Genomic DNA, 13,429 nt, shown 5'->3' with positions numbered 1-13,429 from the left:
GACCCTGGCGCGCGTCGAGGAGCTCGCCAAGGGGCTCATCGCCGCCGTCGGCGTCGGTGACCGGGTGGCGATCATGTCGCGCACCCGGCTCGAGTGGACGCTGGTGGACCTCGCCGCCTGGCACGCCGGCGCCGTGCCCGTGCCCGTCTACGAGTCCAGCTCCGCCGAGCAGGCGCACTGGATCCTGTCCGACTCCGCCTGCGTGGTGGCCGTCGTCGAGAACGCGGGGAACGCGGCGACGGTGGAGGCCCGCGCCCGGGCCGTGAGGTCCCCGAGCGCTACCGCGAGCTCGTGCAGCTTCATCCGGTTGGCGTTCTTGATGTTCGGCACCACCACGGCCCGCGCGTCGCGGCCGCGATGCGAGGTTCATGTAGTGCTTGTAGACGATCTCGTTCGTCTCGTTGTCCCACGAGGCGTTGACCTCGGGGTGGCGGCGCACCGCGTGGATGAACGCCTTCATGACGACGAGCAGCGGCGTGACCCGCACGTCCGCGAACTCCTTGTCCTGCTTCAGGCGCTCGACGAGCTTCATCGTGCGCGTGACGTCGACCGTGTGGAAGACGGTCACGTGCGGCGCCGTGAACGCCGACGCCACCATCGCCTCCGCCGTGCGCTTGCGCACCGACTTCGCCGGCACCCGAGCAGAGGGAAGAGGAACGCCAGGACGCCCAGGGCGAGGACCATCACCAGGAAGATCCGGCTCAGGCTGGTGGTGCGTCGCATCATGAGCCGCAGCACGACGTAGAGCGCGATGGCCAGGAACCAGTTCCGGAACACGGCGGCGTACACCAGCATCGTGGTGACCAGAAGGAGCTCGAAGCGTCCGCTCCCTGCCCTGCGAAGAGCCAGCGCGGTGATGAGCAGAACCAGGACGTCCTTGGAGTACTGGCCGAGGTACACGGCACCGGGGACGAGCGAGACCACGACGAGCGCCGCCCCGGCCGCAGGGTAGGCGGGCGCGATGTCCCGGGTGGCGACCGCCTGGACCACGAGGACGAAGACGCCGAAGCCGAGAAGTCCCGCAAGAACGGGAGCGTCCGCGAGCCCGAGGAGCCGGTACAGGTTCCCGACGTTCTCGAACGACGGGTCGTTCTCGAGCTGTACGTGGCCGGAAGTGCTAGACACTACGCCGACGAAATCGCCAAAGCACAATACTGAACGATCTCAAGCTCTCGCACGGCGCGTATCTCGTTGCGAGCGCGCACCGTGAAGAGAACGTCGACATGCGGGACAGGTTAGGCCGTCTACTTAATGCCCTAGCGGCAGTGGCGCTCGATCAGGGTGTGCCTGTCCTTCTCTCCACCCATCCGCGGACACGCAAGCGAATCGAAGAGTACGGCATCCCAGTTGATCCTAACGTCACGCTGCATCCGCCGTTAGGTTTTTCACGATTACGTCAGTCTACAGAAAAAAAACGCTCGTTGCGTTCTCTCTGACTCAGGGGACTATATCCGAGGAATCGACCATCCTGGGGCTTTCCCCGCTGTAACCATACGCGACGCTATAGAGCGGCCCGAGGCGCTCGACTCAGGCGGCATCATTTTCGACTGGTTTTGGACTCGGGGCGACGTTGTGGATGCCGTACGCATCACGATAGCGCAGCATGCAACTGATGGAGCCACTAAGCCCCCCGTTCGAGTACGCGATCTCCGATTCTTCGAGACGAGTGGTTAACGTGATCCGGTCGACAGCGGCGAATCACCACGCGAGGGCCGGCATCCGACTTGAACCTACAGACTGAAGTTAAAGGCATTCGCCGGACAGGCCTTGGCCTCCTCGATCTGCACGAGGGCCGGGCCGGTGTTTCCGATGGGAAGAACAGCTCGGGGTCCTCGGTGAGGCAGGCGGCGCGGTGACGCCAATCCATTCGGGTCTCCTTAACGCATGCGTCGGACCATGGAGTCTGCGGAGGGGGCAGCGCGAGACGGGAAAACTGCTTCGACAACCCTGACACGCGGTGCCACCGACGACAAGAGGTTTCCGGAAAATTTCTGGCCGGTAAAGTGCGTGCCTTTCGTCACAGTGTGACGAGCCCCCTCTGCGCTGTCCGGGTGCCTGCTCGTCCCGCCCTCCTCGGGTTTGCGTACCCTCGGAATTGTGACGAAAGAACCAGTTTCCGGACCCAGTTCCGGCGCGCGCGCCGGCGCCGTCCCGCCGCCGCTGCGCGCCGCGTCCGGGCTGGGACATGACGAGCTGGCCGATCTTGTGCTTGAGGCGTCATGTCCGCCAGCACGGAGGCGGCCACCGCCTCGCACGAGGATGCGGGAGCGACGCGGGGAAGAGCCGTTGCGGGTACGGCCATTCCTCCGGCGAGAAGGACGGAGGCCGTGGCGACTGCGGCCAAGGGTGATCGGGCCGTGCGGGGTCGGGATTTCATGCGGTCTCCTTCGTCCAAGGGCGTGTGTCTCTGGTGCCACGGTCGAGTAACCCGCGGCTTCCCCGGCCGGCAGGTCAGGCGCGAGCTGACGCTGAATCGCCCACGCCCGTGGGAGGCTCCCCCTGTCGACCATGACCACCATCGCCAGTCCGTATCGCGTCTGACCAGAGCCACTCCCCGCCACGACGCCGAGGTCGTGGGTGATCATGCCGACGGCGGCCCCGGTCTCCCGCTGCGCGGTCCTGAGCACGTCGATGATCTGCGCCTGGATCGTCACGTCGAGAGCCGTCGTCGGCTCGTCGGCGATGATCAGGTCGGGTCGTTGGCGATCGCCATGGCGATCATGGCCCGCTGACGCATGCCGCCGGAGAACTCGTGCGGGAACGCCCGCACGCGGACCTGCGGGTTGGGGATGCCGACGAGGTCGAGGAGCTCCACGGCCCGCGTCCGCGCGGCCCGGTCGTCGAGCCCGGAGTGGATCTGCAGCGCCTCGACGATCTGGTCGCCGATCGTGTAGACGGGCGTCAGCGCCGAGAGCGGGTCCGCCGTGCTGGCAAGATGGGTCCGTGAGCCATCCCCCATCCTGAGCTGTCCGCACCCGGTCCGATCCCGCAGGGAGGCCTGAGGATCGTCGCGCTCGGCGGGCTCGGCGAGGTCGGCCGGAACATGACCGTGTTCGAGCACGCGGGCCGTCTCCTCGTGGTCGACTGCGGCGTCCTCTTCCCCGAGGACAACCAGCCCGGCGTCGACCTGATCCTGCCGGACTTCGACTACATCGCCGACCGTCTCGACGACATCGAGGCGATCGTGCTGACCCACGGCCACGAGGACCACATCGGCGGCGTCCCTACCTGCTGCGTCAGCGCCGCGACATCCCGCTGCTCGGTTCCCAGCTGACCCTCGCGTCGTTGGAGCCGGCGCCTCGGTGTAGATGGGTGCCAGGAAGTTGGCGAGGGACGGGTAGCCCTGCCAGCCGGCGCGGAACATGCCGGTCATCTCCTGGTTGTCACGCGCGTCGAGGAACTCGGAGAACTGCGCGTAGGGCTCCATCTCCGCCTCGATGCCGAGGGTGTTGCGGATGGAGTTGTTCACCGCGTCCACCCACGGCTGGTGGTCGGAGTCGGTGTTGGTGGCGATGGTGAAGGTGCGGTCGCCCCAGGGCTCGATGGCCTCGGCCTCGGCCCACAGCTCCTTGGCCTTCTCCGGGTCGAACTCGAGCACCTCGTTGCCGGGCACCTCCTCGCTCCACCCGTCGATCACCGGGGAGGTGAAGTCCTTGGCCGGGGTGCGGGTGCCGTTGAAGATCGTGTCGGTGATCTCCTCGCGGTTGATGGCGTAGGAGATCGCCTGGCGGCGCCGAAGACGAGCGTGTTGCGCAGCAGCGGGACGGTGATGCTCACCGTCTGCCGCACCGCCCCGGCGCCGTCCAGCCGTGCCGCCTCGTAGACCTCCTCCGGGATCTGCGTCAGTCCCGCCACGAGCAGGACCACGTAGTACCCGAGCATCTGCCAGACGTTGAAGATCACCAGCGAGACGAGCGCGGTGGACGGGTTGCTCAGCCAGCCGGGCGAGCCGATGCCGGCGAGCGCGAGCACGTTGTCGATCGGCCCGTAGCCCGGGGCGTAGAGGTTCGACCAGATGATGACGATCGCGACGGTCGGCACGACGTAGGTGGAGAACAGCAGCACGCGCACCAGCCCCCGGCCCCGCAGCCCCGGGAAGTAGAGCAGCAGGGAGAGCAGGAACGCCAGCGGGATGGTGATCGCCGCGCTCAGACCGACGTAGACGAGCGTGTTCGGCCGCGGCCCGCCCCGGCTCCGTCGAGGAGGCCGACGCGACCCGGTCCGGCCTGGTCCAGACAGAGGTCTTCCCGCTGACGGTCTTCGCCCTCGCCGGCATGTTCGTCGTCCGCCGGCGACCTGCTGACCCTCTTCATCGCCCTCGAGGTGCTCTCGCTCCCGCTGTACGTGCTCTCGGGCCTGGCCCGCCGCCGTCGTCTCCTCTCGCAGGAGGCGTCCCTGAAGTACTTCCTCCTCGGCGCCTTCACCTCGGCGTTCGTGATCTTCGGCATCGCCCTGCGTACGGCTACTCGGGCACGGTGCGCTTCTCCGGGCTCGCCGAGGCCGTCCCGGTGACCCTGGGCATGGACGGGATGCTCCTCGCCGGCACGATCCTGGTGATCGTCGGCCTGCTCTTCAAGGTCGGCGCGGCGCCCTTCCACGCCTGGACGCCCGACGTCCATCATGCGCAAAGTTCTCCTCGAACAGGTGTCGAGAGGGTCGATCAACTGGCCCAGCATCTGATCCTGGCAAAACCGCTGCCTCCGGAAGAAGTCGTGCAGATCATCAGGGACTGCGTTCCAGCTCCCCTCGAACGTAACGTCAAGGTGCGCACCGGGTCGGCGATTGGAAGGCCCTGGAAGAGGTCTTCCTGCCAGGACCGATCGTGCCCGCTCGGGCCGCGATGCGGCTCATGTGGTCAGTGGTGCGCACCTTCAGGATCGTGACGTCCTGGAGCAGCTCGGCGCGCAGGACCAGCCGCGCTCCCTCCCACACAAACCGGAGGAACCCTGGTTCAAGCGGTATCAGGAGACGATCAAGGCGGACTTTGTCGGACGTGTGACCCGACCGACGGGGCATGCGAACAGATGACGTCTCGTGGAGGAGATGACCTCTCGCGGAAAAGATGACGTCTCGCGGGGAAGATGACGTCTCGCGAAGGAGTGACGCCTCGCCCGCAAGGGGCCGGGGGCTACCAGCGCCGTAGACGGCGTCGGTGCTGGCCGTCAGGCGCTCGCACGTTTCGGCCAGGTCGAGCCTGAGCTGCTCGGCGACGGTCCGGACGGTCAGCGGCATCACGTACGAGGCGTTGGGGTGCCCGCGGAACGGAGCCGGCGTGAGGTACGGGGCGTCCGTCTCCACCAGGACGAGCTCGGGCGGCAGCTCGCGCAGGGCCGCCCGCAGCGCGTCGTTGCTCCTGAACGTCACGGGGCCGGCGAAGGAGGCGTACCAGCCGCGCTCGGCGCAGGTCCGGGCGAGCTCGACGTCGCCCGAGAAGCAGTGGAAGACGACCCGGTCGGGGGCGGGTCTCTTCCTCGTTGGTGTTCCGGAACGGCGTGGCCGAGAGGCCGATCAGCAGCCGCCGGTCCGCTCGTGTCCGGGAGCGTCGGCCCAACCACTCGAGGACGCCTGTGTACTCAGGTGCTACGGAGGTGTGCGCCTCGTCGACGATCACGAGCTCGGAACCTTGAAGCCACGCGTACTCGTGCCTGTCCTTGGCGGACGTCAGCTTCTCGGGCGTGGCTACGACGACCTGGAAGTCAGCCCCTCCTCAACCGCTCCGTTCCCCGCCCAGAACCGGCTCACGACGAGCGGGCGATCAGGACCGAGTGCGCGCCAGAGGTACGCCCAGGTCTGGACGGCCTGCTCGCACAGCTCGTCCGACTGGGCGATCCATACCACCGGCCCTCGATACTCTCGTCCAGGACCGCCTCGATCACGCCACGCCCACCCACCACGGCATGCCCTGCTGGATGACGAGGACTGCGGAGATCGCGCCGGTGAGCGCCACGACGGAGCCGACCGAGAGGTCGATGTGCCCGCCGATGATGACGATCACCATGCCGATCGCCAGGATCAGGATGTAGGAGTACTGCAGGACGATGTTCGTGATGTTGCCGGGCTGAGCAGCACACCGTTCGTGAGCACCGTGAAGAGCGCGATGATGAAGACGAACGCGATGTAGATGCCGCTCTGCCGCAGGTTCCTCGTCACGAGGTCCTTGAGGCTCGATGTTCCGGTCATGGGACCTAGTCCTTCTCCTTCGTCATGAGTTCCATGAGGCGCTCCTGGGTGGCGTGCTCGGTGTCCAGAACGCCGGTGACACGACCGGCCGACAGTGCGTAGATGCGGTCGCAGATCCCCAGCAGCTCCGGAAGCTCCGAGGAGATCACCACACGATGAACGGCCGGCGACCTCGTAGGGCACGCCGTCGACGGTCGCGCCCCTCCTCCATGACCTCCAGGAGCGCGGACTGGGTCTTCGGCGAGGCGCGGTTGATCTCGTCCGCGAGCACGACGTTGGCGAAGATCGGGCCCTCGTGGAACTCGAAGGTCTGCGTCTTCGGGTCGAAGATCGACACGCCCGTGACGTCCGAGGGCAGCAGGTCCGGGGTGAACTGGACACGGCTGCTCTTCGCCTGCAGCGTCTGACCCAGCGCCCGGGCGAGCTGGGTCTTGCCGGTGCCCGGGTAGTCCTCGAGGAGGACGTGCCCGCCGGAGAGCAGCGTGGTGACGACCAGGCGCACCACGTTCTGCTTGCCGATCACCGCCGAGGAGCTGGCGGGCGGTGACGTGGACGTCCTCCCGTGCGCGCCACACCTGGTTCGGGCAGGCGCCGAGGACGCCGTCGAAGACCTCGCGGACGTGACCGACCATCGCCGGGTGCGCGACCGACGAGCCGTCGAAGCCGGCGTCCGCCTCGCGCCGTTTCTCCGCACGGACCCTCTCCTCGGCCTCGGCGTCGCGGACCGGGTCCTCGGAGGGGATGAGAGCCGACATCCCCCGATGCGTGCGCGCCGCGCCTGTGGCACGTGCGGACCAGCAGCTCGGTGTACGCGCGCATGAACGGCGCGTCCATGGTGACGTCCGCACGGTCGGGCAGCACGAAGGCCGGCCCGGAGTCACGGAACTTCTTGATGACGGAGAACACGTAGTCCCACCGGCCGGCGCTGAGGCCGGCGGAGTACTCGCGCAGCTCGTAGAGGATCTCCTCCATCTCGAACGCGGCCATGATCGTCTCGATGAGCACGGTGGCGCGGATCGTGCCGTGCGTGACGCCCGAGTGCCTCCTCGGCGAAGGCGAAGACCACCCGGTTGGCCGCGGCGACGAAGTACTCGTTGGCCAGCGCCGCGGCCGGCTGCTCCAGCTCCCAGTTGCGGTTGGAGATGCCGGGCGCCGTGGCGTTGGGTTGAGACGATCTCGGCACCGTTCAGGCCCAGCTCCCGCCAGCCCTCGGGGAAGTGCCGGTCGTAGCAGATGTAGAGGCCTACCTTCCCGATCGCGGTGTCGAACACGGGGTAGCCGAGATTGCCGGGGCGGAAGTAGAACTTCTCCCAGAACTTCGGCAGGTGCGGCAGGTGGTGCTTGCGGTACCTGCCCAGGATGCTGCCGTCCGCGTCGACGATGACGGCCGTGTTGTAGTAGATCCCCCGGCCGCTCCTCCTCGTAGATCGGCAGGACGATGACCATGCCCAGCTCCTTGGCCAGGGCGGCGAACCGCTCGGTGGTCGGGCCGGGGACGGGCTCGGCGTAGGCGTAGTACCTCGTGTCCTGGGTGATGCCGAAGTAGGGGCCGTAGAAGAGCTCCTGGAAGCAGATCGTGTGCGGCGTCCTGCGAGCCCTCGCTCGCCTCAAGAGAGACGAACACGCCCACAGGTGTCACCTGGGGACAGGTGACGACCGAGGACACGCTCGGCGGTGAGGGGAACGGTCACCTGGTGAAGGTTTGCCGGAACGTCGACCTCAGCGGCGGCTGCGATCGCCTCAGGTGCGGAGAAGCGAGCTGAGAGCAGTTGCTCGCCGACCTGGAGGTCCGTATTCGCCACGCGACCACTCAGTTCTTCGAGGCTCATGACACTTCCTGGGACGACCGCCGAGGATGGCACCTCTTCGACGCTCACAAAGTCCGATAATTGCTCGGCCGGGGTGCCCTCGGGAATAGGCGTCGTGGTTACGATCACTTCAACGGGTGCTTGGTTCGCCATGGCGCGCTGTCGGCCTCGATCTTCCTCCGCGCGCCCGTGCCGACCCTCCTCCACGTGCCGACCGCCCGGCCGTCGGCCACCACGTCGGCCGGAAGATGCCGTTCCCGCCCGGGACGATCCGGTCGGCGTGCTCGGGCGGCAACGTGGCCGACCGGTCCCGGTAGCCCAGGATCATCTCGTCGAAGGCGGGCAGCAGGTGCACCCCGCGGGCAGCGCGGCGGTGCTCGGCGAGCAGGTCCGGCGTGGCGGGGTCCATGAGGTGCTCGACGCCGTCGACCTCGACGCTCTCGAGGTGCGGCCTGGCGAGCCCCAGACCGGCCCGGGCGGCGACCGTGAGCTTGGTCCACCAGGCGAAGTCCTTGAGCGTCGCGGGACCGTGCCCGCGGAAGTACCGCAGAACCCACTCCCCCCAGGGCCTCCTCGCGCTCGAGGCGGCGTGGCGCCGGGACCCACTCGTCCAGCAGGACGATCATGTACGAGGGCGGGCTGCGCGACTACGTCAAGCACCTCAACTCGACCAAGAAGGTCGACCTAGTGCACCCGGAGATCATCTCCCTCGAGGCTGAGGAACAGGACAGGCGCATCTCGGTGGAGATCGCGATGCAGTGGACCTCGGGTACTCCGAGGCCGTCCACACCTACGCCAACACCATCAACACCACCGAGGGCGGCACCCACGAGGAGGGCTTCCGCGCGGCGCTGACCACGCTGATGAACAAGTACGCCCGGGAGAAGGGCCTGCTGAAGGAGAAGGACGACAACCTCACGGGTGACGACATCCGCGAGGGCCTGACCGCCGTCATCTCCGTCAAGCTGGGCGAGCCGCAGTTCGAGGGCCAGACCAAGACCAAGCTCGGCAACACCGAGGCACGCACCTTCGTCCAGAGCCAGGCGCGGACATCCGACGGGTTTTTCCAAAGGCACGTGTGCGGCTATCACCGGAACAATCGGTCTACGCGGGAGAGCCACTCGTCTATCGGCAGCCTACTGTGCCGACCCGTTTCCTCTTCCTCGGACGACTAACTCCCTTAAAGGGCCTTCGGGAGACCATAGAGATTTTGCGGCACGTCACATCTCCGGCTCACTTAACTGTCGCGGGCAACGCCGAGGACGGTGCCTACTTGCGCGATGTGAAACAATTGGCTGAACTCTTACCCGCCCACGTATCCGTCACGTGGTTAGGACATGCGTCCAGTTCGGAATCAGACCTCATTCGTTCACACGATGCCTTGGTCTCCCCGACGCGCTCGATGATCGGGCCCTCGTCGAGGTCGGCGGTGACGTAGTGCGCCGTCGCCCCGATCAGCTCCAGCCCGCGGCCGTGGCCTGCGCGTAGGGGCGCGCTCCCTTGAAGCTCGGCAGGAACGAGTGGTGGATGTTGATGACGTTGCCGGCCAGCTCGGTGCAGAGGTCGTCGGAGAGGATCTGCATGTACCGCGCGAGCACCACGAGCTCGACGTCCAGCTCGCGCACCAGCCGCAGCAGCTCGGCCTCCGCCGCATCCTTCGTCTCCTTCGTCACGGGCACGTGGTGGAAGGGCACCCCGTAGAAGGCGGCGATCGGCTCGAGGTCGGGGTGGTTGGCGACCACGGCGACCGGGTCGATCGGAAGCCGCTGCGAGCGCTGGCGGAACAGCAGGTCCGAGAGGCAGTGGGCCTCCTTGGACGCGCGCCGTTCTCAGGAGTCCGTGACCGCCGGGTCCCCGCGTCACGCCCGACGTGAAGGATGTTGCATGCTTGCTGGTTTCAGGGAGTTCGTCTCCCGGGGGACGCCGTCGACCTTGCGGTGGGCGTGGTCGTCGCGCCGCGTTCACCACTGTCGTGAACTCCATCGTCAACTCCCTGCTCAACCCGCTGATCGCCGGGCTGGTGGGCAAGCCGGACTTCACCGAGTTCCTCGAGTTCCGGATCGGCGACGCCCTGGTCCAGCCGGGCGCCGTCATCACCGCGCTCGTCTACTTTCTCCTTGTCGCGCGCGATCTACTTCTTCGTCGTCCTGCCCCTCAACAAGCTCGCCGCGCGCCGCAAGGCGCACGACGTCGAGCCCGAGCGCGCCGCCGAGGACGTCCGCGTGCTCACGGAGATCCGTGACCTCCTCGCGATCGCAGCACCTTCGCGGCCCTGAGGCAGGGAAGGATCCCCCGTCCTGCTGGTCGACGGCGATGACTATGCAGACGTGCTGGTCGACGAGTGGGGCATGCGGGAGGCGTCCGACCTCGTCGGGTTCGAGTACGCCGAACCACGCGGTGAGAGCGAGCTTCTGGTCGACCGGTTCCCCTCGATGCGTATGTGGCTCGATCCAGAGCAGTGGCCCTCGATCGTGATCCAGGAATGCGCGTCGATCGAGCTGGCCATCACCACGCCGGCGGGACGCGACACCTCGGTGCGCACATCCGCACGAGACTCTGACGGGAAGGTCTTCTTCACGGCTGAGGAGCCCGGAGAGGCCCTCGCGCAGATTGCCGAGGAACTGGGCATCGAGCTGTCGGACGAGGACCTCCGCGCCATCCTGGACCAGGGCGGAAGACGAAGATCTGCAGCAGGATCACCGCCGCGTACATGATGTAGACGAGCAGCGTCTGCCGGAACAGCACCGGCCCGATCACGGGGATCTCGGACAGCAGGGGACGGGCAGCTCGGGCAGGCGCTGGTTGGCGTTCCAGGTGGCCTTGTCCTCGGTGAGGACCGTGGAGAAGAGGAAGCTCGTCACGCCGACCACCAGCACGTTGAGCACCACGCCGACGATGATCTGGTCCACCCAGTAGCGGACCGCGAAGAAGACCAGCAGCACGCCGACGAGGGCGCCGGCGACCGGGGCGGCGATCATCCCGAGGTAGGCGCTGGAGGTCAGGGAGCCGACGACGGCGGCCAGGAAGGCGCCGCCGAGCAGCTGGCCCTCGATGGCGATGTTGACGATGCCGGAACGTTCGCAGACCACGCCGCACAGGGCGCCGAAGACGAGCGGGACCTCATCGCCACGCCCGGTGACGCCACGCCGTCGCGACCGTCGTCGACGGCTACGCGCTCGCCCGCAAGGGGCAGGCAGGGAGCGCTCGCGATCGCGGCTATCGGCTCGTTCGTGGCGGCCATCCTCTCCCTGATCCTGCTGATGCTCATCGCCGCGCCGATCGCGTCGTTCGCCCTGCGCTTCGGCCCCGCCGAGATGCTGGCGATCATGATCATGGGACTGCTGACGATCATCTCCTTCTCCGGGGACAACCTGGCGAAGGGCCTGATCATGGCGGGCCTCGGCATCCTTCTCTCCACGGTCGGGATGTCCTCGGGCTTCGCGGAGTCCCGGTTCACCTTCGGCAGCGTGAACCTGCTGGGCGGCATCGACTTCGTCGTCGTCATGATCGGCGTCTTCGCGATCGGCGAGGTCGTGAGCCAAGGACTCCGACGTCATCCTCTCCCGTGCGAACCAGGCCCTCGCCACCCTGGAGCGGTACAGGCCCGGCTCGACGAGGTCTCCGGGACGTTGTCCGCCCTGGAGATCGAGGACCTCGTCACCGTGCGCGACGTGGTGACGGTGATCCAGCGGCTCGAGATGGTCTCGCGCATCTCCGCCGAGGTGGAGGGCTACGTTACGGAGCTGGGGACCGACGGGCGGCTGCTCTCGCTCCAGCTCGAGGAGCTCGTCATCGGGCTGGACCCCGACCGCACGCTGGTGATCCGCGACTACCTCGGGAACTCCGTCGGCCGGAGCCCGGCCGTGCTGGAGGCACTGTCGCGGCTGACGTCGGCACAGCTGGTAGACATGCCGACCATCGCACGGGTCATCGGTGTCGGGGGCGACGGCGTCCCGCACCCGAGGCCGAGCTCACCCTGCCGCTGCTCGACGTCTTCGGCCGCGGCGGGTCGCTGAAGTCCTCCTGGTACGGCGACTGCCTGCCCGAGAGCGACTTCCCCATGCTCGTGGACCTCTACCTCCAGGGCCGCCTGCCGCTGGACAAGTTCGTCACCGAGACGATCTCGGCCGACCAGATCGAGGCGCCTTCGGCAAGATCCACGACGGCAGCGTGCTGCGTTCCGTGGTGAAGTACTGACGACCGCTCCGGCAGAAGAAGGAGGCGCCATGGCGCCCGCATCGACAACCTCGTGACGTCCGGGACGTTCTCGCTCGACGGCGGAACGTGGGACGTGGACAACAACGTGTGGATCGTCGGTGACGACGCCGACGTGATCGTCATCGACCCGGCCCACGACGCGCAGGCGGTCGCCGACGCCGTCGCCGGCCGCACGAGCGCCTGGGCAAGTACCAGACGACGATGTACGCGGGCCTGCACTTCCTCATCCCCTTCGTGGACAAGGTGCGCGCGGGCGTCGACCTGCGCGAGCAGGTCGTCTCCTTCCGCAGCCCGTGATCACCTCGGACAACCTCGTGGTCAGCATCGACACGGTCATCTACTTCCAGGTCACGGACCCCCAGTCCGCGACCTACGAGATCGCGAACTACATCACCGGCATCGAGCAGCTGACCGTCACCACGCTGCGCAACGTGATCGGCTCCATGGACCTCGAGCAGACCCTGACCAGCCGCGACCAGATCAACGGCCAGCTGCGCGGCGTGCTGGACGAGGCCACCGGCCGGTGGGGCATCCGCGTCAACCGCGTCGAGCTGAAGGCCATCGACCCGCCCGCCTCGGTGCAGGCTCGCCGCGAAGCTCGGTCTCGTCCTCGCCGCTGAGCGAGATGGTGATGTTGCTGGAGTCGACGGCCTCCATGGAGCTCGGGTGTCCGCCGCCATGAGGGTCAGTCCGTTCGCGGCCTCGAGCTGGCCGTGCATGATCTTGTCGGCGGTCGGCGGGATCGTCGCTCATCTGGAACTCGGCGAAGGTGCTCATGCTCAGGTCGCCGCCGAACACGCGTGGTAGAACTCCAGCGCCTCGCGTGCGTTGTCCCGGAAGGAGATGTACGGGTTGAGTCGGGTGGTCACGGTGCCTCCTCGCACGGTGGTTGGTGTGTGGCAAGTCTGTCGGCCCGGCGGCGCCCGGCGCGAGGCTTTTGGGCCCTGGCGCCGAACGGCGCCCCCGGTGGAGCAGGACCTCGAGCTGGCCAGGGAGCTCGCGCAGGCGGGTTACGCACCCGGCGAACTGACGTCGAGCTGCTCGGCTACACCGAACGGCCAGACTTCGCGGATCTCGCCGCGGTCGTGCAGGCCAACCTCGCCGAGATCGGCATCGGGGTCACGGTGAACATCGCCGAGTACGCCGCGATCGAGCCGGCGCTTCTCGAGGGCACGTACGACATGACGCTCCTCTCCCGCAACCACCTGATCGACATCGCCGAT

10 protein-coding genes and 22 pseudogenes are annotated in these 13,429 nt (G+C 67.4%); 13 read left to right on the top strand and 19 right to left on the bottom strand.

What is annotated here, in order from left to right; all coding sequences use genetic code 11:
* Positions 1 to 10 precede the first annotated feature (10 nt).
* Positions 11 to 247: pseudogene (locus DA06_RS27025) on the top strand (AMP-binding protein); the annotation flags it as partial.
* Positions 248 to 418: 171 nt separating this feature from the next.
* Here DA06_RS27025 and DA06_RS27020 read toward each other — a convergent pair.
* A pseudogene (locus tag DA06_RS27020) lies at positions 419 to 598 on the bottom strand (2-oxo acid dehydrogenase subunit E2); the annotation flags it as partial.
* A complete protein-coding gene (locus DA06_RS27015; protein ID WP_418606504.1) occupies positions 565 to 1,125 on the bottom strand; it encodes a hypothetical protein in 561 nt (186 codons plus the stop codon). The pseudogene DA06_RS27020 and the gene DA06_RS27015, both read right to left, overlap by 34 nt.
* Before the next feature lie 26 nt (positions 1,126 to 1,151).
* Here DA06_RS27015 and DA06_RS27010 point away from each other — a divergent pair, with 26 nt between their 5' ends.
* Positions 1,152 to 1,436: a UDP-N-acetylglucosamine 2-epimerase gene (locus tag DA06_RS27010; protein ID WP_418608256.1), complete on the top strand. Its 285-nt coding sequence runs from the start codon at positions 1,152 to 1,154 to the stop codon at positions 1,434 to 1,436.
* A 327-nt stretch (positions 1,437 to 1,763) separates the two neighbouring features.
* Here the strand turns inward: DA06_RS27010 and DA06_RS27005 are convergent.
* Together DA06_RS27005 and DA06_RS27000 are read right to left on the bottom strand one after the other, a co-directional pair.
* Positions 1,764 to 1,867 (bottom strand): annotated as a pseudogene (locus DA06_RS27005) (WhiB family transcriptional regulator); the annotation flags it as partial.
* A gap of 685 nt (positions 1,868 to 2,552) precedes the next feature.
* Positions 2,553 to 2,920: pseudogene (locus DA06_RS27000) on the bottom strand (ATP-binding cassette domain-containing protein); the annotation flags it as partial.
* Between the two features lie 30 nt (positions 2,921 to 2,950).
* On the opposite strand from DA06_RS27000, the pseudogene DA06_RS26995 reads away from it, so the two are divergent.
* Positions 2,951 to 3,291, top strand: a pseudogene (locus DA06_RS26995) (MBL fold metallo-hydrolase); the annotation flags it as partial.
* A 64-nt stretch (positions 3,292 to 3,355) separates the two neighbouring features.
* Here the strand turns inward: DA06_RS26995 and DA06_RS26990 are convergent.
* Positions 3,356 to 3,682, bottom strand: a pseudogene (locus DA06_RS26990) (ABC transporter substrate-binding protein); the annotation flags it as partial.
* Positions 3,634 to 4,065 (bottom strand): carbohydrate ABC transporter permease, encoded by a 432-nt coding sequence (locus tag DA06_RS26985; protein WP_418606503.1) that lies wholly within the window; start codon positions 4,063 to 4,065, stop codon positions 3,634 to 3,636. The gene DA06_RS26985 and the pseudogene DA06_RS26990, both read right to left, overlap by 49 nt.
* Positions 4,066 to 4,172: 107 nt before the next feature.
* On the opposite strand from DA06_RS26985, the pseudogene DA06_RS26980 reads away from it, so the two are divergent.
* Positions 4,173 to 4,646: pseudogene (locus DA06_RS26980) on the top strand (proton-conducting transporter membrane subunit); the annotation flags it as partial.
* Between the two features lie 112 nt (positions 4,647 to 4,758).
* Here the strand turns inward: DA06_RS26980 and DA06_RS26975 are convergent.
* From DA06_RS26975 to DA06_RS26930, 10 genes and pseudogenes are all read right to left on the bottom strand, one after another.
* Positions 4,759 to 5,448: pseudogene (locus tag DA06_RS26975) on the bottom strand (TatD family hydrolase); the annotation flags it as partial.
* Between the two features lie 85 nt (positions 5,449 to 5,533).
* Positions 5,534 to 5,665, bottom strand: a pseudogene (locus DA06_RS26970) (hypothetical protein); the annotation flags it as partial.
* Between the two features lie 14 nt (positions 5,666 to 5,679).
* Positions 5,680 to 5,838 carry a hypothetical protein gene (locus tag DA06_RS26965; RefSeq protein ID WP_418606501.1) on the bottom strand — a complete coding sequence of 53 codons (159 nt, stop codon included), beginning with the start codon at positions 5,836 to 5,838 and terminating at the stop codon, positions 5,680 to 5,682.
* Between the two features lie 40 nt (positions 5,839 to 5,878).
* Positions 5,879 to 6,180: pseudogene (locus DA06_RS26960) on the bottom strand (sugar ABC transporter permease); the annotation flags it as partial.
* A gap of 5 nt (positions 6,181 to 6,185) precedes the next feature.
* Positions 6,186 to 6,329, bottom strand: coding sequence for a hypothetical protein (locus DA06_RS26955; protein WP_418606499.1), 144 nt, complete (start codon positions 6,327 to 6,329; stop codon positions 6,186 to 6,188).
* 19 nt (positions 6,330 to 6,348) lie between these two features.
* Positions 6,349 to 6,706: pseudogene (locus DA06_RS26950) on the bottom strand (AAA family ATPase); the annotation flags it as partial.
* A gap of 1 nt (position 6,707) precedes the next feature.
* A pseudogene (locus tag DA06_RS26945) lies at positions 6,708 to 7,243 on the bottom strand (malate synthase A); the annotation flags it as partial.
* Positions 7,244 to 7,755: pseudogene (locus DA06_RS26940) on the bottom strand (nitrilase-related carbon-nitrogen hydrolase); the annotation flags it as partial.
* A gap of 32 nt (positions 7,756 to 7,787) precedes the next feature.
* On the bottom strand, positions 7,788 to 8,141 hold the full coding sequence (locus DA06_RS26935) for an SAF domain-containing protein (protein WP_418606498.1): 354 nt from the start codon (positions 8,139 to 8,141) through the stop codon (positions 7,788 to 7,790).
* Entirely contained in the window at positions 8,119 to 8,538 is a 420-nt protein-coding gene (locus DA06_RS26930) for a DNA glycosylase AlkZ-like family protein (RefSeq protein ID WP_418608255.1), read from the bottom strand. The genes DA06_RS26935 and DA06_RS26930 overlap by 23 nt, the downstream gene beginning before the upstream one ends.
* A gap of 74 nt (positions 8,539 to 8,612) precedes the next feature.
* On the opposite strand from DA06_RS26930, the pseudogene DA06_RS26925 reads away from it, so the two are divergent.
* Together DA06_RS26925 and DA06_RS26920 are read left to right on the top strand one after the other, a co-directional pair.
* Positions 8,613 to 9,028 (top strand): annotated as a pseudogene (locus DA06_RS26925) (DNA topoisomerase IV subunit B); the annotation flags it as partial.
* A 38-nt stretch (positions 9,029 to 9,066) separates the two neighbouring features.
* Positions 9,067 to 9,426 (top strand): glycosyltransferase, encoded by a 360-nt coding sequence (locus tag DA06_RS26920; RefSeq protein WP_418606496.1) that lies wholly within the window; start codon positions 9,067 to 9,069, stop codon positions 9,424 to 9,426.
* On the opposite strand, the pseudogene DA06_RS26915 reads toward DA06_RS26920, so the two are convergent.
* Positions 9,384 to 9,805 (bottom strand): annotated as a pseudogene (locus tag DA06_RS26915) (formyltetrahydrofolate deformylase); the annotation flags it as partial. The gene DA06_RS26920 and the pseudogene DA06_RS26915 overlap by 43 nt on opposite strands.
* A 155-nt stretch (positions 9,806 to 9,960) precedes the next feature.
* On the opposite strand from DA06_RS26915, the gene DA06_RS26910 reads away from it, so the two are divergent.
* Together DA06_RS26910 and DA06_RS26905 are read left to right on the top strand one after the other, a co-directional pair.
* The gene (locus DA06_RS26910; RefSeq protein ID WP_418606495.1) at positions 9,961 to 10,230 is read left to right on the top strand and encodes a hypothetical protein; all 270 of its coding nucleotides are present in this window, start codon (positions 9,961 to 9,963) and stop codon (positions 10,228 to 10,230) included.
* Positions 10,231 to 10,315: 85 nt separating this feature from the next.
* Positions 10,316 to 10,702: a hypothetical protein gene (locus DA06_RS26905; RefSeq protein WP_418608451.1), complete on the top strand. Its 387-nt coding sequence runs from the start codon at positions 10,316 to 10,318 to the stop codon at positions 10,700 to 10,702.
* On the opposite strand, the pseudogene DA06_RS26900 reads toward DA06_RS26905, so the two are convergent.
* Positions 10,641 to 11,107: pseudogene (locus tag DA06_RS26900) on the bottom strand (ABC transporter permease subunit); the annotation flags it as partial. The gene DA06_RS26905 and the pseudogene DA06_RS26900 overlap by 62 nt on opposite strands.
* Before the next feature lie 111 nt (positions 11,108 to 11,218).
* Between DA06_RS26900 and DA06_RS26895 the strand changes: the two are divergent.
* The 5 pseudogenes from DA06_RS26895 to DA06_RS26875 form a co-directional block, all read left to right on the top strand.
* A pseudogene (locus tag DA06_RS26895) lies at positions 11,219 to 11,476 on the top strand (tripartite tricarboxylate transporter permease); the annotation flags it as partial.
* A gap of 52 nt (positions 11,477 to 11,528) precedes the next feature.
* Positions 11,529 to 11,938, top strand: a pseudogene (locus DA06_RS26890) (DNA integrity scanning protein DisA); the annotation flags it as partial.
* Between the two features lie 2 nt (positions 11,939 to 11,940).
* Positions 11,941 to 12,185: pseudogene (locus DA06_RS26885) on the top strand (S-(hydroxymethyl)mycothiol dehydrogenase); the annotation flags it as partial.
* A 40-nt stretch (positions 12,186 to 12,225) separates the two neighbouring features.
* Positions 12,226 to 12,378, top strand: a pseudogene (locus DA06_RS26880) (MBL fold metallo-hydrolase); the annotation flags it as partial.
* 2 nt (positions 12,379 to 12,380) lie between these two features.
* Positions 12,381 to 12,823: pseudogene (locus DA06_RS26875) on the top strand (paraslipin); the annotation flags it as partial.
* Here the strand turns inward: DA06_RS26875 and DA06_RS26870 are convergent.
* Positions 12,795 to 13,075 (bottom strand): annotated as a pseudogene (locus DA06_RS26870) (VOC family protein); the annotation flags it as partial. The pseudogenes DA06_RS26875 and DA06_RS26870 sit on opposite strands and share 29 nt — an antisense overlap.
* Positions 13,076 to 13,429 lie beyond the last annotated feature (354 nt).

It is taken from the genome of Georgenia sp. SUBG003, from assembly GCF_000715355.2.
In the GTDB taxonomy this organism is placed as follows: Bacteria; Actinomycetota; Actinomycetes; order Actinomycetales; family Actinomycetaceae; genus Georgenia.
The sequence above is the reverse complement of the archived record's forward strand: the minus strand, read 5'-3'. Positions and strand labels throughout refer to the sequence as shown.